Below are 23,496 nucleotides of genomic sequence, written 5' to 3'. Positions count from 1 at the left end.
ACAATCCAGGTGGGATGGAACGTGTATTGCTGAACAAAGTCACCTATTTGTCTCAGCACACGGATTGGGAAATACTGATCGTTACTACGGATCAGAAAGGAAGACCTGCGTTTTATCCTTTTCCGGATACGGTACGAATGATAGATTTGGATATTAATTATTCCGATGATAACAATGGCCCCGTCTGGACTAAGGTTCTGGGATATTTAAAGCGTAAGCGGGCTCATAAAAAACGGCTTACCAGACTGTTGTATCAGGAAAAGCCGGATTTTGTGGTATCCCTTTATCCTTCAGAGTCCTCTTTCATTCCAGACATAAAGGATGGCAGTAAAAAAATCTTGGAACTGCATTATTGCAAATTTTTCCGTTTGCAATATGGGCGCCAGGGAATTCTGGGGTTGATTGATAAATGGCGTACACGGACAGATGAAAGGTTGGTTCGTCGTTTCGACCGTTTTGTGGTCTTGACTCAGGAAGACCGGCAATATTGGGGGGATTTGCCCAATATTCAGGTGATTCCCAATGCTGCAATGCGCCTGAAGAATGTTTATGCCGATCCCAGTGTGAAACGGGTTCTTGCTGTGGGGCGTTTGGATTATCAGAAAGGCTTTGACAAACTGATTCAGGCCTGGAAACTTGTTAAGGAAGATTCTGAACTGTCAGATTGGAAGCTGGATATATTCGGTCAGGGTGAATGGAAGGACAAATTGCTGAATGAAATCAAGGAATATGGACTGGAAGACAGTTTGGAAATTCACGCTCCGACAACCGATATCGGTCAGGAATATGTCAGCAGCTCTATATTGGTTATGAGTTCCAATTATGAGGGCTTTCCTATGGTGATGATTGAAGCGATGGCTTGTGGAGTGCCAGTTGTCTCTTTTGCTTTTAAATGCGGTCCTAAGGATATCATACGGCACCAGGAAAATGGCCTGATAGTACCCGAGGGAGATATTGTTGCTTTGGCAAAGGCTTTGTCCTTCATGATGAAAGGCAATGCTCTGCGTGCATATTGCTCTCAAAACGCAAGAGAAATTATTGCAGAATATTCCGAAGAAGTGATTATGAAAAAATGGATGGACTTGTTTATTCAGATGAAATGAGAAAAAAAAGAGTGTTACAAATAAATCCAGTTTTACGTCCTTCTACTTCAACAGGGCGTATTATGCAGGAAATTGCAGATTTGGTTCAAGAAAACGGTTGGGAGAGCTATTTGGCTTACAGTAAAGGCAGAGATGGTTTACGCATTTCCACTTCTCAAGTAGTGCCGGTGGGGGATTTATGGAGTGTAGCTTGGCATGGTGTTATGACGCGCCTGTTTGACCGTCATGGCTTGGCATCCCAAAAAGCTACTGAGAGATTTATTCAGAGAATTCGTGAAATTGCTCCAGATGTGATTCATATCCACAACATACATGGGTATTTCCTGAATTATCCAATGCTATTCGATTTTCTTTCCAAAAGTAATATTCCTGTGGTATGGACAGTACACGATTGCTGGCTATACACCGGTCACTGTTATTATTATGATTATGCCGGTTGTGATAAGTGGCAGTCGGGGTGTGGCAACTGTCCGCAAAGAAGGAAATTTCCTGCAAGCTGGTTCTATGACCGTTCTGCCCGGAATTGGCTGGATAAACAGAAGGCTTTTACTTCTATACCACGCAACCGGTTGCTGTTTGCTCCTGTTTCGAAATGGTTAAAGTCAGAAATGGAGAAATCCTTTTTGAAAGATTATGAATGCCGTGTTGTGCACAACGGAATCGATACTCATGTCTTCGCTCCTTCAGAGGATACAGACCGTGTTAAAAAACAATTTGGTTTGGTGGGCAAGCATATCATATTGGGGGTTGCCAGTATTTGGAGTGAAGAAAAAGGATTGAAAGATTTTTGCAAATTATCCTCTCTTTTATCAGAAGATAAAGTGATTGTCTTGGTCGGGGTTACAAAAAAACAGAAAAGTTTTTTAAATGATAAAATGATTGGTATCGAACGCACTGAGAACATATCACAGATGGCACAGTTATACGCTGCTGCAGACGTCTTTGTAAATCCAACCTGGCAAGATAATTTTCCGACGGTTAATATGGAGGCCATTTCCTGTGGAACACCTGTAATTACTTATAGAACAGGTGGAAGTGTGGAAGTTATAACGGAAAAAACGGGAGTCATAGTCGAGCAGGGAGATGTTAAACAGTTGGCTCAAGAAATAAATAAAATTGTTTTACTGGGAAAAACTTATTTTCAAGGTTCTTGTCGTGAGTATGCTATAAATAACTTTAGCAAGGAAAGCAAATATAAATTTTATTTGAAAATTTATGAAGAAATGCTTGCTCGCAACCATGAAAAAATTTAACTTTGCGAGACTCTTTAGTATGGTTTTTGCATAATGACATGAAAAAAGTTTTACAGTTAGGTAAGTTCTATCCTATAAAGGGTGGAGTTGAAAAGGTAATGTATGACCTGATGAGTGGTTTATCGCAACGAGGGGTATATTGTGATATGTTATGCGCAGTCAGAGACAAGAGTCTGAAGAATAAAACCTTAAACAAGTATGCAAATCTCATTTGTTGCTACGCATGGACTCAAATATCTGCCACAATGATATCCCCGGCTATGATCTTGAAATTGAAAAGGATAAGTTCCAGGTATGATGTGATCCATATTCATCACCCGGACCCTATGGCCTGTTTTTCTCTTTTCTTTTCGAGATACAAAGGAAAGGTTGTGTTACACTGGCATAGTGATATTTTAAAACAGAAGTTCCTTCTGCTTTTTTATCAACCATTTCAAAAATGGTTGTTGAAGCGTGCTGATATTGTGGTTGGAACGAGTCCGGTATATTTAAAGGAGTCTCCATTTCTGAAAGATGTACAGCATAAAACCTTTTGTCTGCCTATTGGTGTGGTGCCAATGTCTTCTTCAAAAGAAGCTGCGGAGGGAATACGACAGACTTATTCCGGAAAGAAAATTATTTTCTCTTTAGGAAGACTCATAGAATACAAAGGTTTTACATATTTGATTGACGCGGCTCGTTTTTTACCTTCAGATTATGTGATTCTGATAGGAGGAAAAGGTCCGTTATACGAATCTTTGAAGAATCAGATTGAAAGTCAGAATCTGACGGAGAAGGTAAAGCTGTTGGGGTTCGTTTCTGATGAAGAGCTTCCGGCCTATTATGCCGCGTGTGATGTTTTTTGTATGAGTTCCATACAGAAAACGGCGGCATTTGGAATTGTTCAGATAGAAGCGATGTCATGTGGTAAACCTGTTGTTGCAACAAAAATTCCTCATTCCGGTGTGGCTTGGGTGAATGAGGATCTTGTGTCCGGTGTGAATGTTGAACCTGAAAATGCGGAAGCACTTGCGCAAGGCATTTTGTTTGTGACGGAAAATGCAGACAGGTACTATAAATTTTGTAAAGGTGCGAAAGAGCGCTATGAGCGTTTCTTTACTTATGAGAAGATGATTGATGAAAGTATGAAGTTGTATTAGAATTTTTTGTAATGTTAGAGATTGTAGAGATGGTTCAGACAAAACCTAGAAAAAGAGTGCATGACGGTATGTCCACAACTTCGCGTATCATTAAACGCAATTTTGATGTTATCGTGTCGGCACTAGGAATATTATTACTTTTTCCAGCTTTTTTGATAATTTATGTATTGCTGAGGGTGGTAGATGGAAAAAATGTTATTTTTCGTCAAGAAAGAGTGGGGTATAAAGGGAAACTATTTACTTTGTATAAGTTTAGAACGATGCGGGAGGATGCTGAAGAAAACGGGATTCCTCAGTTGTGTGCCGAGAATGACAGAAGATTAACACCTATCGGTGCATTTTTGAGAAGACATCATCTGGATGAGCTGCCCCAATTGTGGAATGTGCTTATCGGCGATATGTCTATCGTTGGACCCAGACCTGAGCGGCAATATTTTGTAGATCAGATTATGGAAATCAATCCCGAGTATCGTTTTTTGTTCCGTATGCGTCCTGGATTATTTTCTATGGCGACCTTATATAATGGTTATACGGATACAATGGAAAAAATGCAAATTCGTTTACGAATGGATTTGGATTACCTTGAGAATAGAAATTTTGTATTGGATTTGAAAATAATCTGCATGACAGTTTTTGCTATTCTTTCAGGGAAACATTTTTGAGAAAATTGTTAAATCTTAAAATAAATGAAACTTAGGAAGAATCTTGTTCTACGAAAATTAGGGCCTAATTACATGATCGTCGATGTAAATGCAGATTGTGTAGACCTGGCCAAAGTATATACCATGAATGCGACTTGTGCTAATTTGTGGAGTAAAATTACAGAACAGGATTTGGATGTCACTCCTGAGACATTGGCAGGTTTGCTATGTGAGGAGTATGATGTGGAATATAATTTAGCTTTGAAAGATGTTTGTGAGTTAATAGATAAGTGGAAAATAAACGACCTGCTTGAGGAACGATAATTGACTGTAGCATGGTAAAGAAAGATCATATTGTTCAGGCTGCTTTTTTAGAATTGTTGCATGCCGGCTTGTGGGAGACTGATGTGAAAAAGAAAGAGCTGTTTCCTCTTTTACCGGAGCAGTGGCGTTCACTTTGGCTTTTGGCAAAAAAACAAACGGTTGCAGGTCTTGTTTACCAGGGATTGCAGTATCTTCCGGAAAAATGTTGGCCGGAAGATGCTGATCTGCTTATGGAGTGGACTGTATACATTGATCAAATAGAACGCGAAAACCGGTTGCAGAATCAGTGTATCACTCGTCTGGTAAGGTTGTTTGAAACTTTAAATATAAAACCGGTATTACAAAAAGGACAGGGGGTTGCCGTTATGTATGGGAATCCCCTGTTGCGGGAATGTGGAGATATTGATTGGTATTTCCCGGATTCGGGACAGGCAGCCAAGGCCTTATCTCTGATACAGAAGCAAGGATGCGTGCCGCGGAAAAGAGCCGATGCAAGCTATTTTTACCGGTATCATTCAGTTACGATTGAACATCATGATGTATTAATAGATGTGTCCTCTCCTTTTGCTAAAAGACGATTAAAAGCGATGGAGCATGATTGGGGGTTTGAAAAAATTAGATTGGAAGAGAGTGAAACGACAGTATGGGTTCCGGTTCCGGTGATGAATCTCCTGTTGCTGAATATTCATATATTAAAGCATGCAATGGGGCGGGGCATCGGAATTCGTCAGTTTTGTGATTTGGCAAGAGCCTATTCTTATTATAAAGGTAAGTATAATCCAGAAGAATTAAGGAGCACCTTGAAAAACATTGGCTTGTTAAAATGGACCGGCCTGTTACATCAGTTTTTGGTTACGGTTCTAGGAATGCCTCAATCCTTATTGCCGTTCCGGGATTATCTCGACTCGGATGTCACGGGATTGTGGAATCTTGTTTTTAGGGGGGGCAACTTTGGTCTGTATCACTCTCATCAAGCAAAAACAAAATCTCGTTTATCCAGTAAGATTGCAGTTCTTCGTGCTTATATGGCACAACTGAATTTTTCAAGAACCTATGCATCTTCTGAGATAGGCTGGGCCGTGTGGAATTTGATAAAAGGACAATTCAAATGAAAAGGATCTTTAAATTTTCAGTCGCTGATTTCCTTTTTGGTCTGTTGCTTCCTGAGGACTACGATATAAAGAAAGAACTGGTGCCTCTGCTTCCTTTTTATATAGAAGACACAAACACCGATTTCCTTTTTATCATAGATTGCGAAGATCGTGCGAAGACTCCGAGGGAATCAGAACAGAAACTTTTGGAGGAATCAGAAAACGACATGGGACATATTTGTCTGATGAGTGATGACAATCACTTTTCTGTTTCTTTTTGTCAGACTCCTGGAGGAAAGGAACATTTGCTTTGTTGGGATAAAATGTATACCCACATCAGAGCCTATCTTCATTGGGAAGACCCTTATGCAAGTCGGGTTCTGCTTTCCATGGTACGCGTTATTTTTTCCCAGGTTATTCTTGCTGAAAATGCCGTTGCGCTTCATGCCTCAGCGGTCCAGCTCGATGGATATGCTTTCTTGTTTATGGGGCGTAGCGGTACCGGGAAAAGTACCCATGCAGACCTGTGGAGAGCGCATTTTCCGGATTGCGAGTTGATAAACGATGATAATCCCATCCTGAAAATTGAAAAGGAACAAGTATGGATTTATGGTTCGCCTTGGAGCGGAAAGCGGCATTGCTATCGGAATGTGAAGTATCCCGTCAAAGGGATTGTAAGGTTAAGGCAGAGTCCTCAGAACCTTTTCTGCGAGAAAAACGGAGTAGACGCATTTTTGCAGCTTTTGCCCGGAGCTTCAGTCATTAAACAGGACAAAGAAAGATACAATGCTCTTTGCGGAACTTTAGTTCGGATAAGCACGCTGGTTTCTGTGGGAGTGATGGAATGCTTGCCGAATCAGGAGGCTGCACAAATATGTATGGATAATCTTAATAAATAAATATAATGAAAGGAAAATTGTTTATTGGCTTGGCCATATTATTGATGACTTCGTGTGCATCGCGAAGAGATTTCTTATATTTCCAGAACATGGAAATGGGAGAATCTTATCCTATTGCGGAAAGACATGAAACCGTGTTGCATTGTGATGACCGTTTGAGTATTAAGGTCAGCAGTAAGAATCCGGAGTTGGCCATACCGTTTAATGCGAGTAGTGCTTCTGTCAGAGTCAATTCAAATGGCAATATGAATGTTGAAGGAAGTGGAAAGACCAACGATCGCGGATATTTGGTGGGTCCCGACGGTATGATTGATTTCCCTATTTTGGGAAAGTTGCATGTGGAAGGACTTTCTGCCTTGCAAGTTGCCGACCTGATTAAAAAGAAAATTATTGAAGGAAACTATATTAAGGAACCTTTGGTTGATGTTGAACTCTTGAACTTTAAATATACCGTACTGGGTGCAGTGGGTTCCAATGGAGTATATACTGCTGATGATGGTCGTGTCACTTTGGTCGAAGCCATTGCTAAGGCCGGGGACCTCTCTTCAAAAGCTAAGATTGATAAGGTTGCGGTGATTCGTGAAAAGGATGGAAAACGTCAGGTCTTTATGCACGATTTGCGTTCCAGGGATATCTTTGATTCGCCATGCTATTATTTGCAGCAGAATGACATTGTCTATGTTGAACCGAAGTACAGAAAGAAGGATACCGAGGATCGTAGTGTGCAATACGTAGGTCTTACTGCAAGTTTGACAACAGCAGTAACCACGTTATTGATGTTGCTTTTAAAATAGTTAAATCTAAAATTTTAAGTGATGCAAACAAATAAAAAAGTAGATTCAGGATTGAATCTGATCGATGTCTTCTCATTTCTGGCATCAAAATGGAAATGGTTTTTGTTGTCAGTCTTGGTTTTTGGCAGTGCGGCCTGGTTGTATTATGCGCGAAAGCCTTTTGTTTATTTCCGTTCGGCGACGGTCATTATCAAGGATCCTTCCAATAAGACTACGACTGCCGGATTCGACCGTTATGACAATTATATCAATAAGGTGAATGTTGCCAATGAGATACTGCAATTCCGTTCCAAACGTCTTATGCGCGAAGTGGTTCAGCGGATGCATGGTGATGTTGATTATCTGATTGAGGACGGTTTACGTCATATAGAGTTGTATACCAAGGCTCCGGTTACCGTATCTTTTCCGGGTATGTCTCCGAACGGGGCTGTGCAGTTTAAACTGAAGATGCTGAACTTAAAAGAGGCTCAGATTACAACCCTGGGCGACGCCGGTAAAACCTATAAGGTACAGTTGCGCGATACTACGGCCATTGGAAATTTCAAGATAGCCGTGACGCCTACCAATTTTTTGAATAAGTCCTGGATTGGTCAGGAAATAACGGTGCGCAAGAATCCTTTGGAGTCAGTTGTTTCTTATTATAGCGGCAATTTTGCAATCAGACAAGAAGAGGATGAATCTTCTATCCTGACATTGGCCTTGCGTGATTTTTCTCCGGAGCGCGCGGAAGAATTGCTCAATACAATGATCAATGTCTATAATGAAGAAGCCATTGAGGATAAGAATCAGGTTGCCATCAATACCGCAAACTTCATCAATGAGCGATTGATTATCATTGAGAAAGATCTGGGAGTGGTAGAGAGCGATCTGGAGACTTTCAAGAGTAGTAACCAGTTGATGGATGTAAGCTCTACTGCTGGTATGTATATGAGTGAATCCCAGAAATATGGAGCGGACGGTATGGAGCTGGAAACACAGTTGCGTTTGGCTCAATACATTAAGGAATATTTGATTGATCCGGCTAAGGAAACGGATTTGATTCCTGCGAATACCGGACTTAGTGATGCCAGTGTGGAAAGCCAGATCAATACCTATAATGAACTGAAGCTGCGACGCGACAAACTGATTGATGACAGTAGTGACAAGAACCCGGTAGTGGAAGAGATGAACAACTCCTTGCGGGCCATGAAGCAGAATATCGTTCGTGCAGTCGATAACCTTATTGTCAGCCTGAATGTGCGTCGTCGTGATGCTTTGAGTCGTGAAACCCGTGCTCAGGTGCGCTTTAGCTCAATTCCTAAGAAAGAGAGAAAGATGCTTTCAATCGAGCGTCAGCAGAAGATCAAGGAATCCCTGTATATGTTCCTCTTGAATCGTCGTGAAGAGAATGCCTTGACACAAGCCATGGCCGACAACAATGCCCGTTTGATCGACGAGGCTGATAAGGGTAGTGGTCCTATTGCTCCCGTTCGTAACCGGATTCTGATTTTAGGACTTTTGGCCGGAATTGCTCTCCCCGGTGTCGCTTGTCTTCTGATCCTTTTTTTGGACACCCGTGTTCATGGTCGCAAGGATTTGGAGGGTGTGGTTACAGCACCGTTATTGGGTGAGATTCCTTTGGACAAGAAGCTTGCCAAAAAGAAAAAAACAGTTCATGGACCACGCTTGTTCCTTGATAAACAAGATGATATTATTGCGGAAGCTTTCCGTATTCTGAGAACGAATATGGCCTTTATGGCTAAAAAAGGAGTTCCGGTTAAGGTAATAACTTTCACTTCTTTTAGAGAAGGAGCCGGAAAAACTTTTATACTTCGAAATTTAGCTGTATCTTTGATGGCAGCAAAGAAAAAAGTTGTAGTTTTGGATTTGGATATCCGTAAACGCACTTTGAGCCGTCATTTTGCCAAACATCCGTATGGCATGACAAACTATTTGTCAGATGCCTCTATTCGGTTGGAGGATATCCTGGTAAAAGGAAACGGTGTGGATATACCGGATGCCATTCTGGCGGGACCAGTTGCACCTAATCCTGCGGAACTTTTATTGGAGAACCGTTTGGACGAGCTGATCGAGGAATTAAAGACGATGTACGATTATGTCATTGTGGATAATGTGCCTATAGGTATTATTGCCGATGCATCTATTGCCAATAGAGTTGCGGATCTTACGTTATTCGTCGTGCGTGCAGGAAGTGTCGACCGTCGCCTGCTGCCGGAGATCGAAGATCTGTATGAGAATAAAAAATTAAATAACATGGCTGTGGTCTTGAATGCCGTTGAACATCGTACTGTTTATGGTTACGGCTACGGTTATAGTTATCAATATAAAGGGGGAGAATAAATAGGAAACAGTTCTATTAACAGTTAAAATGGATGAGTATGAAAAAGAAAATTTATGAAGCACCACTTTTTGAAGTCAAAAGGGTGGAACTGGAAAAAGGCTTTATGAAGGCTTCGGTCTTTGAAGGTGGAAAGGAGAATGCCGATGGCGTGACCATTGAAGAGCATGGATTCGCTAATCCTGGCGCTGAATGGGAAGGAGATTATTCAGGTAGTACATGGGATTAATTAAAATTGATTGACTTATGAAGAAAACATCATTTTATTTAGGTTTGGCTTTAGCAGCCTTCCTAGGCAGCTGTTCGGATGATAATTTCCAAGGAACAGTTGAGAATCCTGTGCAGACAGGAGATGAGATTTTATTTGGGTCTACTTTGTCTGGTGATGCAGATGTCATTGATAAAACGGTTGGTACAAGAACTGTATATGGAGACCGTACCAGCACAGGGGTTCCGGTATATTGGGAAGCTGATGGTAGTGATAAGATTGCCATTTTCTGTCTGCAGGCCTCACAACCGGAAAATCATTTGGTAAATTATAAAGTAACGCCGGATGAGCAAGATCCTGCTACAGCATCTACTGTTGCAAAAATAAATGCATCAGAAGCCGGTTTGCAGTGGGGAGATCCAAATGAAGAACATAGATTTTACGCATTCTATCCTGCCAGTGCTGTGAAAGGAAGTGCAGAAGAAAATCAGACAGGCAAGATCACTGCAAATATTCCGGTGACACAGCAGGTGCAGGAGTGGAGAGTTGTAAAGGAGGGTGCAGACGGGGCTATCCAAGGTAAGAAAACATATTTCGGACTTCCGAATATGGACTATGCTTATATGTATGCCTATAACGCTGTGACTCCTTCACAAGTGGAAGATGGAAAGTTTATAAACTTACAATTCCATAATCTGGTGACTGTACTTGATATTACAGTACAAGGTCCATCATCAGGTACTGCGACCATCACCAATATTAACGTGGATGCAATAGAAGGAACACAGCCTATTCTTACTGGTGATTTTACGTGTAATATTCGAAATGCAACTACAGGGGAAGGCATAACCGCAACTTGTGAACCTGTTGGTGATTTCAATGAGGAGCGTGGCCGTATCTCTATTCCTTGCTATGATAAGAAAACAGGTCAGTTTATTCAACTTGGCCCAAATGAATTGTTGAATGTAAAGGCATATATTATTCCTCAAGGTAATAAAAATACAGTAACTAAGCGAACATTGCGTGTAACAGTTTCCTTGTTGAACGGTGCTCCATGTAGAAAAACGCTGGAGACTGATGCTGTAACTCCGCACAAGATTAACCGTGTGATTCTTCCTCCATTGTCAGTTGGTGGTACCAACTACTGGATGAGTTCTCTTGATCCGAATATTTATGTGTCTGAGCTCTCTATTCCGGGTAGTAAGTTCTCTGTATTGACAACGGGAAATAATGCTGCCAATATTTACCAGAATGCAACAATCGAACGGCAGTTCCAAGATGGAGTGCGTGCCTTTATTTTCCAGACTGCTGTTAATGGTTCCAACAGTGATGGTGGTTCAAACCCAGAGAACAATACTTTTAGTGGTAATATAAATGTTGTGTCTGAAAGTGCTGGCAATAAAGTTATGTCATTGGAAGATGCCGTTAAAGAAATTGCTTCATATTTGGAAACGTGCGAAAAAGTTGGGAAAGAGAATGAGTTTGCATTTCTTATGTTGACCTTTGCTACGGGAGGAAACCAAGATGCTGGAACAGGAGAGTATTATAGGGATAATTCTGGCTGGATTCCTGTTAGACGTTGGAGATGGATTAGAGAACCTCGTGACGCAGAACAAACTTGGATAAATCTGTTGCGTGACAAAGTTAATGAGTTAGCTACAGTTACTGGGAATCGTATATATACTGGTGAAATTACTCCGAATACAACTATTGATGATGTGAAGGGTAAGATTATCTTAAAGGCAAATTACAATTCAGAAGGAATGCTTAAGTATTATACAGATCCCACATCATTTGTTTATAATGGTCCTGGGGTAAAAACTTCTGCTCCTATCATGTTTACTTATTGGGGAGCTGCAACAGGTCCTGAGAAAGATAGCTGGACTTATCAGGACGAGAATGGTGGTATGCCTATGGACTGGGGTGTCCCTGTTTGGTATGCAAATTCAACTGCACAATTGAGATGGTATTATCAGGTAGTTACCAGTGTAGGTACTAATCAGGAAGCTACTAGAGGACAAAAAGAGACTGGTATAAAGCACTTATTCCAAGAAAGTGTTGATTTATATAAGAACGACAATGCTCACAAGACTTGGTTTATGAATGACCTTGGAGGATATTATGCTGACGTTAGTGACATCAATAACAGAGGTACGGGTATTGAAGCTTTGGCTATTGATATGAATAAAATGGGTGTGAGTGAGTTGCAAAACCGTGCAGAAAATGCAGGTTTGGGTCTTGTATTTATGAATTTCGCTGATAAGCAGGAAAATTCAGGTGCTAAATATAAGAGTGACTGGTTGATTCAGACTCTTATCGATAATAACTTTAAGTTCGCTTTGCGTAAGAAGCCATCTTCTACCGGTACAAAAACTGTGACTCGTACAGTTTCTGATGAAAATGGTTGGGATAAATAATTGATCATAAAGCTTTTCTTCACCGAGTTTCTCGGTGAAGAAAAGATTTTCTGACTTAATAACGTAAGATTCTAATTGTATATTATTATGATGAAGAAATCTCTCTTTGCAGCTTTGCTTCTGGCAGCTGCAAGTCCTGTTCTGGCTCAGTCAGAGCAGACAACAAGAAACGGTGAGGAAACCGTAGAGTATAGCAATGATAAATATAAGGTAGAGACCAATGGTTTTTGGAGCAACTGGTTTATTACAGCCGGTGCCGGCCCACAGGTGATGTTTAGCGATCACGACAAACAGATGGGATTCGGCGAGCGTATCTCTCCTGCCGTTGATATTGCTGTAGGTAAATGGTTCACACCGGGCATGGGATTGCGTTTGATGTATAGTGGCGTGAGTCTGAAAGGAGCAACCCAGAACAGTTCATACTCTACCGGTGAGGTATATGATGCTTCAAAATGGTTGGACAAGCAGAAGTTTAAATATTTCAATCTGCATGCAGATGTGATGATGAATCTGTCTAACATCTTCTGCGGTTACAACGAAAACCGGATCTGGAACTGCAGTCCTTATTTAGGCTTTGGTGTAATACGTATTTTCGACAGTCCTAAATCCGTTGATTTTGCTACAAACCTGGGTCTCTATAACTCATTCCGTTTGTGCTCTTCCTTGGATTTGAATCTGGATATCCGCGGAACCATTGTTAAGGATAATTTTGAGAACGAGGTCGGTGGTCGCAAGGCAGACGGAATTCTGACTGCTTCTGTAGGTCTTACCTATAAGTTCCCGAAACGCAACTGGGATCGCAGTAAGACAGTGGTACGCTACGATAATGCCATGCTGAATCAGGTTCGTGAGGACTTGAATAACATGTGCGCAGAGAATGAGCGTCTCAAGAATCAGTTGAAGGACAACCAGAATACTAAGGTTGAAAAGATCAAGGTCGCAGCTTCTAATATCATTACCTTTAAGATTGGTTCAAGCAAGCTGACCAATGAAAACCGTGTTAAGTTGAGATTCTTGGCCGATGTAATCAAATCTGCTGATCCTAATGCCAAATACATGGTTATCGGTTATGCTGATGCTGGTACAGGTTCTAAGGGCTTGAACATGAAGTTGAGTGAAAAACGTGCTCAGGTTGTTTATGACTGTCTGGTCAATGAATTTGGTGTTAAGGCTTCTCAGTTGCAGATGGATTACAAGGGTGGCGTTGAAAACATGTTCTATGATGATCCTCGTCTGAGCCGCTCTGTAATTATTGTTTCCGAGTAAACCTTTTTACACAGCGAATTTATTAATGCTTAATAGAATTGTTTGGGGCTGCATCGTGCATAACGATGCAGCCTTTTTAAAAATTGAAAACGAATTCAGACAGAAAAATTTTGGTTTAATAAAGCAAATAGCGACTGTCACTATCGGATTTACAGTGACAGTCGCTATTGTTGTATATAAAGGTTGGTATCTATCGTTTGCCAATGCTTACAATTTTATTCCATAATTTTTGTATTTTAATTTTTAAATGGAGTTGATGCATTATAAGTATTATTCCTTCTATTTTAAAGTATTTTACAACGATGCACCAAACGGACAATATAAGTTTTAATTCGCTTTTCATTATCTGAGAATTAAACATATTACAATTACGTTGTAAAAAGACTTTCAACATAGAAGCAGCAGTAAAATTATGTTCTACATCATAAATACTTTTTGTTGTTTGTAGTTCAGAAATAAACTGATTTTTTAAGGATAAGCCTGACCAAACCCCTTTTTCATGTATTCTGTAAACCCCCATGCAGTCATTAAGTAATACTCCCTTACCTCTTTTTAATAATACATAGAAAAAAATCAGATCTTTTTTGTTCTTAAACTTCATATAGTAATCGGAATCAAAAGCAGAAGCACGATACATGCACGTAAGAGGTTGAGTGACCCAATCTTCGCGAAGAATATAGTAGTTTAAATCAAATGTAAAATCTTTATTAAAATCTCTAGGAAGAATACTATTATCAAATGAGAGCGTATTCTGATAAAATTTTCTGTATCGATGAGAGCATAAAACGTAATCGGGGTGACTTTCTAAAAAGTCTACTTGCTTCTGAAGTTTGTAGGGGTCGGTCCAATAATCATCCCCCTCACAAAGGGCAAAATATTTTCCTCTGCTGGCTTCATTCATGATCCTTAATAAGGAACCGTCTTTTTTTGAGTACTGGTTTTCAGTTTCATAGATAGGCTTGATTATATCTGGATATTTCTCTGCATATTCTCTAATGATGTCTGCTGTATTATCTGTTGACGCATCATCATGAACTATCGCTTCAAAGCGAAAGTTTGTTTTCTGCATTATAAAACCCTCTAATGTCTCACGAATGTATTTTTCGTGGTTATATGCAGTGCATTTTATACTTACAATTATAGATTCATTATTGTTATCAGTTATATTCATACCAAAAAGCTTCTTAAACTAGTTAAAAAATATTTTGTATGTTTGGAGGCTTTGTTTTGCTCCTAATTGTTATAAACTTATCGCATTTTATTCTGTAGTTCATACATTACTCACACGATTGCTTAATTTCATAATATATACAGATAAGAAATATAAACTATTTGCTTGTTTGCTATCTTATTTTCCTTAATCATTAATTATACAAGAGTGAATAGGCGATAATGATGTATTAAATTTTTATTTATTTACAACCAATTGGTACTCAAAGCCATTTTTAAAGACGTTGCGATAACAATTAGACTTTATCTTTTTGACATCAATAAATCTACTTAATATTTCATCATAAAATTTCCCTAAAAACACCCCTGTTAGCATTTGAGGCATTTCAATGCTAGGTTCAATATTAAATTCAATAAAAAGTGGCTCTCCATTTTTATCTATAGCTATATCCCATCCGATAAAGTCAAAATGGGGTAGTCTATGATGAAGTTTAATTGCAAAACTCTTTACTTCTTCAATATTTGGTACAGTAAAAGAAGAAAGCCCTAATTTAGCTAAACTACCAGTTTGCATATTCTTAAACTGTATAATAGTATCATTGGCACTGCCATCATCATTAATGCTGAAAGCTCCTCCCCCGGAAGAAACATTATCTTTAACTGCACCCTTTCCACCAAACCTACAGAAACTTTTTCCTTCGACATAATGAATATCACCGTTTAAATCGCGATATGTAAAAATTCGAATAGTGTTCAAAGAAGTTTCATTTAATCTGTTCATTTCATGATGCTGTCCGACTTTTTCTTGAATGATAAAATCTTTGCCGTATGATTGAATTTGGGAAATTAAAGAAGTTTTCTCTAAACAAGCAATACCAACTCCATTACAAGAATCAATTGTTGGCTTTATGATGCATTCACAATCAATATTATTCAAAATGGGGAGAACATCAATTTCTTTTATACTATCCCCAGAGCCGTTATAATAATTACCATTGATACACTTTATAATTGTTTTTGGGCGATTAATATCCTTAAAAAGGATATCGTACAAATTTTTATCTGTATAGGCTTTCCTAAAATCGAAACGGTTTAAGCATGGAAGTATATAAAAGTAATATAAATCCATAGGAATATACTTATCACTATAGATTCCATTAAATTTAGAATAAAAATCAGCAAACATCATGCTGCATTTGAATCCTAAAGATTCCCAAAAAGGAGATAGTTCCTTTTTATGAGCCTTATAATCAAAATCGGAAGGTGCAACATGCTCTAAAAAATAATGTTCCCCCCACGCAATATCTTTTCTAGAGTTCTTATATTCCATGTCTGTAAAATGTCTAAGTTAATATTCATATTCATGTAAAACTACAGCTTTTAGATTTTCTATGGTATAATGAACGTTTCCCCATGCTAAACCTATACCAAATCCACAACCTAAACAGTTATGTATTCCTTTTTGTAATTCTTCTGACTTACATACGACCATGGCCAAAGGTATTGAGGCACTGTTTGTATTACCATAATCTTGTAAACAAAAAGGAACTTTTTCTTCAGGAACTTTTAACTTTTTACGAATACGATCATCAATAAATTTATTTGCCTGATGGAGGAAAAGATAATCTATATCATTAACATCAATCTGATAATGTTCTATAAACTCTTGTAATGAACGTGGAGGTACTTTTATTGCAAACGAAAAAACATCCATACCATTTACAACCATATCTATACCTCTACGAATCACTCCCGGTTCAATTTCTTTTTCCTTAATAGCTTCAGGGGTTATCGGATTTCGGGTGCCACCATATTCTGTCCAGACAGCTTTGTAACCACTACCATCAACTCCAAAACTAAACTGCATGGGATAGTTCCATTTTTCATCGAACTCAAGAGCTGTTACCGTTGCCGCATCACCAAACAAAGGTTTAACCGTTTTATCCTTAGGAGAACGATTTTGTGAATTTGTTTCAGCACAAACCAACAATCCTCTTTTTAATTGTCCGTGACTTAAGAGTGAGGCTAAATTACTCATGCCATAAACCCAGCCTGAACACCCTAATGGAAGATCCAAACAGTAGCAATCATTGCGAAAACCAAGACGATCTTGTAAAATAGCAGAAGTTATCGGAGCTATATAATCCCGGGAAGTGCACACATAAATAAGTGCATCAATACTGTCTGCATGCCATTCTAGTTTAGTAAGTAGTTTACAGATTGCTTGATAAGTTAAATCACTTGCTGTCGTTCCTGGTCTTACTATACGTTTTCTTTCTATACCTGTAGAGGCTATTACTTTTTCGACCTCAGAATTATCAGAAAAAATAGCTAGCCCTCTATTTTCTTCAATATCTGGAGGAATACATGCAGAAAGCCCTACTATTTTAACATTGTTAATAGTTAAAAATGACATATATTATTTAATTTGTATTCGCTGCTTTTTACCTGAAGATGTTATTGGTATTTTATCTATCCAGGCATAAGCAACAGGCCGTTTATACACTTCTAATTTACTTTTTAATTTTTCAGCAATCTCTTCGAAAGTTAGAGATGTAGAACCTTTTAAAACATAGCAAAAAACTAATTCTCCCATAAAATTTGTTTCATCTTTGATAGGTACGCATACACAATCCCCTACACCTAATGAAATAATTGCATCTTCAACTTCCATGGGGGAAACCTTTTTTCCTCCTACATTAATTAGTTCCTTTTCTCTACCTAATAAATAGAAATATCCTTCTGAATTCTTATAGCCACAATCTCCTGTACGAAAGTACTCATTATAAAATGCGTTTTTCGTGTCACACTCTTCCAGATAATGTGAAAACACCATATTGCCTTTTACACAAAGTTCACCTTTGGAATTAACAGGTAACTCATTTCCATGCTCATCCATAACTTTTATATCAACCAGAGAAGAGACAGGTTTGCCTATTGAATCGAGATGTTTTGTGTCATGAAATTCTTGAAAACAACATCGGGAAGCTTCCGTTAGCCCATAATGCATGCAGATTCGCGTATCTGGAAATAAATTTAATAATTCTTTTTTGGTGTCTAAAGACATTGATGCACTACCAATTTCGATATAATGTATTTGCTTTGCGTATTTGGCTATACGCATACCGCTCATTTTCCGAATATACGCCCATGCAGCAGGGACAAGTCCGAATCCAGTAATATGATACAGTTCAAACGCTTTTAGAAAGGCTCTTATATTGGCAAAATTGTTTAAAATGACAATTGTTGAACCTTTTATTAAAGCACAACGAATTCTTCCCATTCCAAATGAATGACAAATAGGAAGCGCTAAAAGCTCTACATCTTCTGCACTATTGCCAATATATCCATTTATATTTTCAGCTGAAGAATAAATATTATAGTATGAAAGACAGACTCCTTTGGGTAAACCTGTAGTGCCAGTCGTAAAGAGAATCTCTGCAATACTTGTACGGTGTAAAATATCACATGTTGATTCTATTTCATAACCTTCATCAATATTTAATTCACTAAATAATTTTGAATTAAATTTCTTACTCTTATAGCCAAAGCAACAGACCGGCTGTATTCTTTCTTCTATATATTGCAAACGTTCTTCATTGGATTCAGAGTCTACGATCACATTAATAATTCCAAGGATATGTGATGCAAAGTATAAGTATAAATACTCAAGATCTTTATGGGCAGAAAGAATGATACGATCGCCTGCTTTAAATCCCATTTGCTTCATAACTCCAGCAGCTTTCCGTATATTTACGAATAACTCTGAATATGTAATACTTTGCCCATTCATTATGATGGCTGGCTTTGAAGCATATTTTTGGGAATTTTGTGCAATCTGTTGTAATAAAGGACTGTGTTCAAACTGGTTCATGTTTACTATCCTTTTATTTTTTCGATTTCAGCAACCCACTGATTAATATTTGTAATATCAAAAATATCTTCTTCGGGAACAATGACGTCAAAAGTATCTTCGATTTTAGATAGAATCATTACGCTTCTCATAGAATCATAACCATCCATATCGAAAAAATCCTGATCACAATCTAATGTGTTCACATCTAGTTCCAGACATTCTGCTACAATTTGTTTTATTTGTTCTTGAATATTCATTTATAGTTAATTTTATTGTTATTTTATTGAAATTCCTCCATCAAGTACCAATTGTTGACCTGTAATCCAAGATGCTGCATCACTTAATAAATAAACTGCGGCATACGCTATATCTTCAGGCTTCCCATATCTACCTAACGGATAAAGTTTTTCATTTTCTTGAAGTTGTTCTTCTGTAACAGTGCCTCTATGAATTAGGGGAGTATCAACCATTCCAGGACAAATACAATTTACTCGAATTCTTCTAGAAGAAAATTCTTTTGCGCAAAACATCATTACAGAATTTAGAGCTGCTTTAGAAGCTCCGTATATTCCATTTCTGCCGCTAAATATTTGAGTTCCTCCTAAAGAAGCTAATGTTACAATGCTACCCTGTTTTTGGATTTTTTTCTTTTTATAGATTAGTCGTAACAGCTCAAACGGTGCAAACAAATTGATATTGAAAATATCATCAAATTTGTCCCGGGTAGCAAACTGCATCGGCAATGTTAATCCTTTGCCACAGCAAAGAACAATACCGTTTACTTCTGGTAAAGAGGATACTAAAGATTCTATTTGAACAGTATCAAGCAAATCAGCAGGCAGTATCAAATGACCTTCACCTTCTAATTGAGAGTAGGTTTCTTGAAGACGCTCCACATTTCGAGCAGACAAAACGACTGATGCTCCCATTCGGGAACATTCAATCGCTGTCTGTCGGCCAATTCCTGATGACGCTCCTGTCACTAAGATTGTTTTACCTTGTAAAGAAAAAGGATTCTTCATTCTGATTTTGCTACGATACAATTATAAATATCTGCAATGGTTGTTGCATTCTTTATGTCATTACCAACAAGCGTTACATCAAACTCGTCATCAACCATAGCTATTACAGACAAAGCAATCAAAGAAGACCATTCATCGTTATCACGGAAATTCGTCTCGGGGGTAAAATTGCTGGTATCAATGTCGTCAAATAACTCACCAAAAAGCTCTACAAATTCATCAATTGTTTTCATGTTAATCTTTTATTTAATATTTTACATTTCTATCTTTTTAGCAGGGTTTCCATGTACGCTTGTGTCATCTTTTACATTACGAATAACCACACTACCTGCACCAACCATAACATTGCGGCCAATTTTTTTATGTGGTATAATCATTGACTTGGGACTCATCTGAGATTCTTCTCCTACAATTGCTCCTCCTCCCATAAAAACACCGGTCAAAAGTGTTCCGTAATCATGTACTTCAGCATCATGTCCTATGCAAGTATATGGATGAACAAGGGTGTGTTTCCCTAACTTTACATTATCCGAAACAGCGCACCAACGAGCAACATAAGAACCTTCACCAATTAAAGCCGTTTGATTTACAAAGGCATCAGGACTTATATATGTATAGAAATGAGCTCCTTTTAATTCAAACATTTCTGCATAATGTTTTCGCCATTTGGGATCTCCCATAGCTACAAAAAATATATCGTCTGATTGTATTTCGTAATCTTCCGGGGAACAAAGTATTGGAGGATATTTCCCTCTTAAGTTTTCAAAAGCATCAGCTTTTGAATCTAAAAAACCTTTAATTGTAATCTTTCCACTTTTTACATCTTCAGTTTCTTTAAAGGAGGCATATACTTCGCGTCCCCAACCTCGTGCTCCAATTATGATTAACTGTTTCATAAATTAAACGATAATTTGCTCTAATATTTTTTGAAGTTCTTTATTGCTAAGATCATGATGCATTGGCAAGCAAATTACGGAATTTGCCATCCAGTGTGCATTGACTAAATTTTCAGGTTTCGCACTTTCTAATCCTCGGTAAGTACTGAATTCGCTGATTAGAGGATAGAAATATCTTCGTCCCAGAACATTATGCTCTTTCATTTTAAAATACAGTTCATCACGGGTCATGCCATATTGTTCTGCATCTACAAATATCGGGAAATAAGCATAATTGTGCTTTACACCTGCAATATCATTGAAAAAGGTTATTCCTTTAACGTCTTTCAGCGCTTCGCGATAAAATTCCGCAACATGTTTACGGCATTCTATGGCCTTGTCTACTTGCTTCAGATTCAGAAGTCCGTAGGCTGCACGCACTTCGTCCATCTTGCTGTTTATACCTGGAGCAACAACGGTGGTTTCTCCGGCAAATCCAAAATTCTTCAGGTAGTCTATGCGTTTCTTGGTTTGTTCGTCGTGCATGATCAATGCTCCGCCCTCAATGGTGTTATACACTTTAGTGGCGTGAAAACTAAGCGTGGACATATCGCCGGCATTAAGTATAGACTCTCCGTTTACTTTTACTCCAAAGGCGTGAGCTGCGTCGTATATTACTTTCAATCCATATTTATCAGCTATTTCCTGAATTTTTTGGGTGTCGCATGGATTGCCATATACATGCACCGGCATAATTGCTGTAGTTCGTGGAGTTATAGCTGCTTCAATTTTTTCAGGATCCAGATTACAGGTAACAGGATCTATATCGACAAAAACTGGCTTGATGCCGTTCCACCATAGCGAATGCGTTGTGGCAACAAAACTGAATGGGGTTGTGATTACTTCTCCAGTTATGCGCAATGCCTGCAAGGCTGTAATCAGCGGAAGTGTTCCGTTTGTGAAAAGACTGATAAACGGAACTCCGAGGTAGTCGCAAAGGGCCTTTTCAAGTTCCTGATGGTAGTGGCCATTATTGGTGATCCATTTTCTTTTCCATATATCTTCAAGATATACGTTGAATTCTTCTAAAGATGGCATCAAAGGGGATGTCACCGTTATCTGTTTCTCTGCCATATTTTTATTTTCTTTTTATGATTGCCAAAACCTCTTTAAGTTCATCAAAATGCATGATATATGCTCCTAATATATAGTATATTCCTCCTGCAAGGATTCCTGCAAAAAGTTTGATCCACATTACTTCAATGAAATGTGTAACCAACAATACGATACCTCCCATAAGGAGTGAATGTATAATGATAGGTAGTAAATCTTTTATCTGACTTAAGAATCCATATCCTATAAGCCGTTTGGTATAGTATGTATTCCAGACCAATGACAGTAGTGAGGATGCAATACTGCCATAACACATGGCCACAATGCTTATGGGCACTGTGATACACAAGATGCACACTCCCTGAATTTTTTTAATGATCTCAAGCTTTAGAAAATAGTCTGAACGGCCTTTAACCTGAAGTATATTGAGATTTATCGCATGGATGGGATACCACATCATTGAAAAACATACGATCTGCAACAGATATATGGCGCCTTCCCACTTGTCAGTAAGCACAACTCTTATAAAAGGTTCAGCAACAGAAGCCAAACCAATCATCAGCGGGAACACAACAAAAGCAGACATACGTATAAATCTTTTATAAGCATCGGCAAGGCGTTCTTCGTCATTCTGGATAGAGCATAGTACAGGGAAGGTAACGCTTTGCAGCACCCCGGTAATATTGGAGGACGGGTATTGTGCCAGTCCTGATGCACGGGAGTAAAGTCCTAATGAGGATGAGGAATATACTTTTCCGATTACCAGTGTGTATACATTATTATAGATGGTATCCAGTAAAGCAGATGCCAGCAACTTTGAGCCGAATGAAAACAATTGTCTGAAAGACTGCCAGGAAAACACTAGGCTGGGCATCCAGCGCACAAAACACCATAGCAGGATTGTATTAAGCAGTGACGAAAAGACCATCTGAAAAACCAAAGCCCAGGCTCCATATCCCCTATATGCCAGATAAAGACCCATGAAACCGGTAGACAATGCTGATATTAAGGAAATTATAGCCCGTGTTTTGAAATTTATGGCGATTGACAGTTTGGCGTTCTGTATTCCTCCTAATGCGGAGAATACCAAAGTCAGCGCAACAACCCGAGTAACATCCTTAAGCATGGGGATATTATAGAATGAGGCAATATAAGGTGATGCTAGCCATAATAAGGCATAAAAGATTATTGCTACTACTATATTGAAATAGAAAACGGTTGAAAAGTCAGTTTCAGTGCGGTTTGCTTTCTGAACCAGTGCAGTTCCAAAACCGCTATCAATAAAAGTATTGGAAACTGCAAGAAATATACCGAGCATAGCTATTACACCATAATCTGAAGGCATTAAAAGGCGTGCAATAAGTATACTGAAAACAAACTGTATACCTTGGGTTGAGAAACGGTCTATTGCACTCCATATAACACCGTTTACGGTCTTTTTCTTTAGCGATTCTTTCTCCATTTGGTTCCTGTTTTCTTCAAACTTTATTGATATTTTCTTCGTATATTGGGCCTGTTATTTCTGGCATTTGTGTATGCTCCGGATATTATAGGACTCCTTAAGTTCGTTTCATCTTTACAAGGCCTGAATAATAATCGGAGTGGACATGAAGTCTACTTTCATATTTCTTGTCGTTTGCACAATATCTTGGATTCGAATATTGTTTCACTTAAATCTAGAATTTAAATTTCTACAAAGATAGGCATTTTAATCTTTCGATTATTCTATATTAACAGTCAATAACGTTTTTGCATGAATTATATTATAAGAGAATAGGGAAATCTTTCTTTTTCCTTTATTGTAAGCATAATTTAACGGTATAGGGATGTGTATTTGGATTGTATGTTGATACAACGGGCAATCTTTTAGAAATAAGTCGATCCGATAAAATAGAACATTTTAGGTTGCCTGATCTTATTATATTGACTGAAAAAAAATGACAGTTGGTTTGGGGCGTGGTCGGTTTACTTACAAAAAGGAGGACAT

At 38.5% G+C, this 23,496-nt stretch carries 22 protein-coding genes; 12 read left to right on the top strand and 10 right to left on the bottom strand.

All coding sequences use genetic code 11. The features are described from left to right. Positions 1-14: 14 nt before the first annotated feature. The 12 genes from DXA74_RS03020 (at position 15) to DXA74_RS02965 (ending at position 13,473) form a co-directional block, all read left to right on the top strand. Positions 15-1,103: a glycosyltransferase family 4 protein gene (locus tag DXA74_RS03020; RefSeq protein ID WP_158576007.1), complete on the top strand. Its 1,089-nt coding sequence runs from the start codon at positions 15-17 to the stop codon at positions 1,101-1,103. Beyond that, positions 1,073-2,356 (top strand): glycosyltransferase, encoded by a 1,284-nt coding sequence (locus DXA74_RS03015; protein ID WP_118525346.1) that lies wholly within the window; start codon positions 1,073-1,075, stop codon positions 2,354-2,356. Before DXA74_RS03020 ends, DXA74_RS03015 begins: the two co-directional genes overlap by 31 nt. 38 nt (positions 2,357-2,394) lie before the next feature. After that, positions 2,395-3,495, top strand: coding sequence for a glycosyltransferase (locus DXA74_RS03010; protein WP_118525406.1), 1,101 nt, complete (start codon positions 2,395-2,397; stop codon positions 3,493-3,495). Positions 3,496-3,506: 11 nt separating this feature from the next. After that, positions 3,507-4,157 (top strand): sugar transferase, encoded by a 651-nt coding sequence (locus tag DXA74_RS03005; RefSeq protein ID WP_233550433.1) that lies wholly within the window; start codon positions 3,507-3,509, stop codon positions 4,155-4,157. Between the two features lie 24 nt (positions 4,158-4,181). Continuing rightward, on the top strand, positions 4,182-4,460 hold the full coding sequence (locus DXA74_RS03000; protein WP_118525345.1) for a PqqD family protein: 279 nt from the start codon (positions 4,182-4,184) through the stop codon (positions 4,458-4,460). A gap of 11 nt (positions 4,461-4,471) precedes the next feature. Then, positions 4,472-5,572: a nucleotidyltransferase family protein gene (locus DXA74_RS02995; protein WP_118525344.1), complete on the top strand. Its 1,101-nt coding sequence runs from the start codon at positions 4,472-4,474 to the stop codon at positions 5,570-5,572. Beyond that, positions 5,542-6,450, top strand: a complete 909-nt coding sequence (locus tag DXA74_RS02990) for a phosphoenolpyruvate carboxykinase (protein ID WP_147401011.1) — start codon at positions 5,542-5,544, stop codon at positions 6,448-6,450. The genes DXA74_RS02995 and DXA74_RS02990 overlap by 31 nt, the downstream gene beginning before the upstream one ends. 5 nt (positions 6,451-6,455) lie before the next feature. Next, on the top strand, positions 6,456-7,244 hold the full coding sequence (locus DXA74_RS02985) for a polysaccharide biosynthesis/export family protein (protein WP_118525342.1): 789 nt from the start codon (positions 6,456-6,458) through the stop codon (positions 7,242-7,244). 21 nt (positions 7,245-7,265) lie between these two features. Continuing rightward, positions 7,266-9,584 carry a polysaccharide biosynthesis tyrosine autokinase gene (locus DXA74_RS02980; protein WP_118525341.1) on the top strand — a complete coding sequence of 773 codons (2,319 nt, stop codon included), beginning with the start codon at positions 7,266-7,268 and terminating at the stop codon, positions 9,582-9,584. Positions 9,585-9,622: 38 nt separating this feature from the next. Then, entirely contained in the window at positions 9,623-9,811 is a 189-nt protein-coding gene (locus DXA74_RS02975; protein WP_118525340.1) for a hypothetical protein, read from the top strand. A gap of 17 nt (positions 9,812-9,828) precedes the next feature. Then, the gene (locus DXA74_RS02970) at positions 9,829-12,207 is read left to right on the top strand and encodes a hypothetical protein (RefSeq protein ID WP_147401010.1); all 2,379 of its coding nucleotides are present in this window, start codon (positions 9,829-9,831) and stop codon (positions 12,205-12,207) included. Positions 12,208-12,294: 87 nt separating this feature from the next. Beyond that, positions 12,295-13,473, top strand: coding sequence for an OmpA family protein (locus DXA74_RS02965; protein ID WP_118525404.1), 1,179 nt, complete (start codon positions 12,295-12,297; stop codon positions 13,471-13,473). Positions 13,474-13,663: 190 nt separating this feature from the next. On the opposite strand, the gene DXA74_RS02960 is transcribed toward DXA74_RS02965, so the two are convergent. From DXA74_RS02960 to DXA74_RS02915, 10 genes are all read right to left on the bottom strand, one after another. Continuing rightward, complete coding sequence (locus DXA74_RS02960) at positions 13,664-14,644, bottom strand: glycosyltransferase (RefSeq protein ID WP_118525338.1); 981 nt, start codon at positions 14,642-14,644, stop codon at positions 13,664-13,666. 237 nt (positions 14,645-14,881) lie between these two features. Further along, the gene (locus DXA74_RS02955) at positions 14,882-15,973 is read right to left on the bottom strand and encodes a sugar-transfer associated ATP-grasp domain-containing protein (protein ID WP_118525337.1); all 1,092 of its coding nucleotides are present in this window, start codon (positions 15,971-15,973) and stop codon (positions 14,882-14,884) included. 18 nt (positions 15,974-15,991) lie between these two features. Then, positions 15,992-17,059: a 3-oxoacyl-ACP synthase III family protein gene (locus tag DXA74_RS02950; RefSeq protein WP_118525336.1), complete on the bottom strand. Its 1,068-nt coding sequence runs from the start codon at positions 17,057-17,059 to the stop codon at positions 15,992-15,994. A gap of 3 nt (positions 17,060-17,062) precedes the next feature. Continuing rightward, entirely contained in the window at positions 17,063-18,517 is a 1,455-nt protein-coding gene (locus DXA74_RS02945; RefSeq protein ID WP_118525335.1) for a class I adenylate-forming enzyme family protein, read from the bottom strand. Positions 18,518-18,522: 5 nt separating this feature from the next. Then, positions 18,523-18,756 carry an acyl carrier protein gene (locus tag DXA74_RS02940; protein WP_118525334.1) on the bottom strand — a complete coding sequence of 78 codons (234 nt, stop codon included), beginning with the start codon at positions 18,754-18,756 and terminating at the stop codon, positions 18,523-18,525. A gap of 18 nt (positions 18,757-18,774) precedes the next feature. Continuing rightward, positions 18,775-19,521 carry an SDR family NAD(P)-dependent oxidoreductase gene (locus tag DXA74_RS02935; protein WP_118525333.1) on the bottom strand — a complete coding sequence of 249 codons (747 nt, stop codon included), beginning with the start codon at positions 19,519-19,521 and terminating at the stop codon, positions 18,775-18,777. Next, positions 19,518-19,754, bottom strand: coding sequence for an acyl carrier protein (locus tag DXA74_RS02930; RefSeq protein WP_118525332.1), 237 nt, complete (start codon positions 19,752-19,754; stop codon positions 19,518-19,520). Before DXA74_RS02930 ends, DXA74_RS02935 begins: the two co-directional genes overlap by 4 nt. Before the next feature lie 21 nt (positions 19,755-19,775). Then, positions 19,776-20,417, bottom strand: coding sequence for an acetyltransferase (locus tag DXA74_RS02925; protein ID WP_118525331.1), 642 nt, complete (start codon positions 20,415-20,417; stop codon positions 19,776-19,778). 3 nt (positions 20,418-20,420) lie between these two features. Then, positions 20,421-21,530: a DegT/DnrJ/EryC1/StrS aminotransferase family protein gene (locus DXA74_RS02920; RefSeq protein WP_118525330.1), complete on the bottom strand. Its 1,110-nt coding sequence runs from the start codon at positions 21,528-21,530 to the stop codon at positions 20,421-20,423. Between the two features lie 4 nt (positions 21,531-21,534). Next, positions 21,535-22,971, bottom strand: a complete 1,437-nt coding sequence (locus DXA74_RS02915) for a lipopolysaccharide biosynthesis protein (RefSeq protein WP_118525329.1) — start codon at positions 22,969-22,971, stop codon at positions 21,535-21,537. Positions 22,972-23,496: the final 525 nt, after the last annotated feature.

It is taken from the genome of Bacteroides sp. OF04-15BH (assembly GCF_003477995.1).
Lineage (GTDB): Bacteria > Bacteroidota > Bacteroidia > Bacteroidales > Bacteroidaceae > Paraprevotella.
Note: the sequence above shows the minus strand (reverse complement) of the source record. Positions and strands in the feature narration are given on the sequence as shown.

What these genes read in the sequence shown, in the direction of transcription:
- DXA74_RS03020 (WP_158576007.1), top strand. Translation starts at nt 15, where the DNA reads ATGGAACGTGTATTGCTGAACAAAGTCACCTATTTGTCTCAGCACACG.
- DXA74_RS03015 (WP_118525346.1), top strand. Translation starts at nt 1,073, where the DNA reads ATGGATGGACTTGTTTATTCAGATGAAATGAGAAAAAAAAGAGTGTTA.
- DXA74_RS03010 (WP_118525406.1), top strand. Translation starts at nt 2,395, where the DNA reads ATGAAAAAAGTTTTACAGTTAGGTAAGTTCTATCCTATAAAGGGTGGA.
- DXA74_RS03005 (WP_233550433.1), top strand. Translation starts at nt 3,507, where the DNA reads ATGTTAGAGATTGTAGAGATGGTTCAGACAAAACCTAGAAAAAGAGTG.
- DXA74_RS03000 (WP_118525345.1), top strand. Translation starts at nt 4,182, where the DNA reads ATGAAACTTAGGAAGAATCTTGTTCTACGAAAATTAGGGCCTAATTAC.
- DXA74_RS02995 (WP_118525344.1), top strand. Translation starts at nt 4,472, where the DNA reads ATGGTAAAGAAAGATCATATTGTTCAGGCTGCTTTTTTAGAATTGTTG.
- DXA74_RS02985 (WP_118525342.1), top strand. Translation starts at nt 6,456, where the DNA reads ATGAAAGGAAAATTGTTTATTGGCTTGGCCATATTATTGATGACTTCG.
- DXA74_RS02980 (WP_118525341.1), top strand. Translation starts at nt 7,266, where the DNA reads ATGCAAACAAATAAAAAAGTAGATTCAGGATTGAATCTGATCGATGTC.
- DXA74_RS02975 (WP_118525340.1), top strand. Translation starts at nt 9,623, where the DNA reads ATGAAAAAGAAAATTTATGAAGCACCACTTTTTGAAGTCAAAAGGGTG.
- DXA74_RS02970 (WP_147401010.1), top strand. Translation starts at nt 9,829, where the DNA reads ATGAAGAAAACATCATTTTATTTAGGTTTGGCTTTAGCAGCCTTCCTA.
- DXA74_RS02965 (WP_118525404.1), top strand. Translation starts at nt 12,295, where the DNA reads ATGATGAAGAAATCTCTCTTTGCAGCTTTGCTTCTGGCAGCTGCAAGT.
- DXA74_RS02960 (WP_118525338.1), bottom strand. Translation starts at nt 14,644, where the DNA reads ATGAATATAACTGATAACAATAATGAATCTATAATTGTAAGTATAAAA.
- DXA74_RS02955 (WP_118525337.1), bottom strand. Translation starts at nt 15,973, where the DNA reads ATGGAATATAAGAACTCTAGAAAAGATATTGCGTGGGGGGAACATTAT.
- DXA74_RS02950 (WP_118525336.1), bottom strand. Translation starts at nt 17,059, where the DNA reads ATGTCATTTTTAACTATTAACAATGTTAAAATAGTAGGGCTTTCTGCA.
- DXA74_RS02945 (WP_118525335.1), bottom strand. Translation starts at nt 18,517, where the DNA reads ATGAACCAGTTTGAACACAGTCCTTTATTACAACAGATTGCACAAAAT.
- DXA74_RS02940 (WP_118525334.1), bottom strand. Translation starts at nt 18,756, where the DNA reads ATGAATATTCAAGAACAAATAAAACAAATTGTAGCAGAATGTCTGGAA.
- DXA74_RS02935 (WP_118525333.1), bottom strand. Translation starts at nt 19,521, where the DNA reads ATGAAGAATCCTTTTTCTTTACAAGGTAAAACAATCTTAGTGACAGGA.
- DXA74_RS02930 (WP_118525332.1), bottom strand. Translation starts at nt 19,754, where the DNA reads ATGAAAACAATTGATGAATTTGTAGAGCTTTTTGGTGAGTTATTTGAC.
- DXA74_RS02925 (WP_118525331.1), bottom strand. Translation starts at nt 20,417, where the DNA reads ATGAAACAGTTAATCATAATTGGAGCACGAGGTTGGGGACGCGAAGTA.
- DXA74_RS02920 (WP_118525330.1), bottom strand. Translation starts at nt 21,530, where the DNA reads ATGGCAGAGAAACAGATAACGGTGACATCCCCTTTGATGCCATCTTTA.
- DXA74_RS02915 (WP_118525329.1), bottom strand. Translation starts at nt 22,971, where the DNA reads ATGGAGAAAGAATCGCTAAAGAAAAAGACCGTAAACGGTGTTATATGG.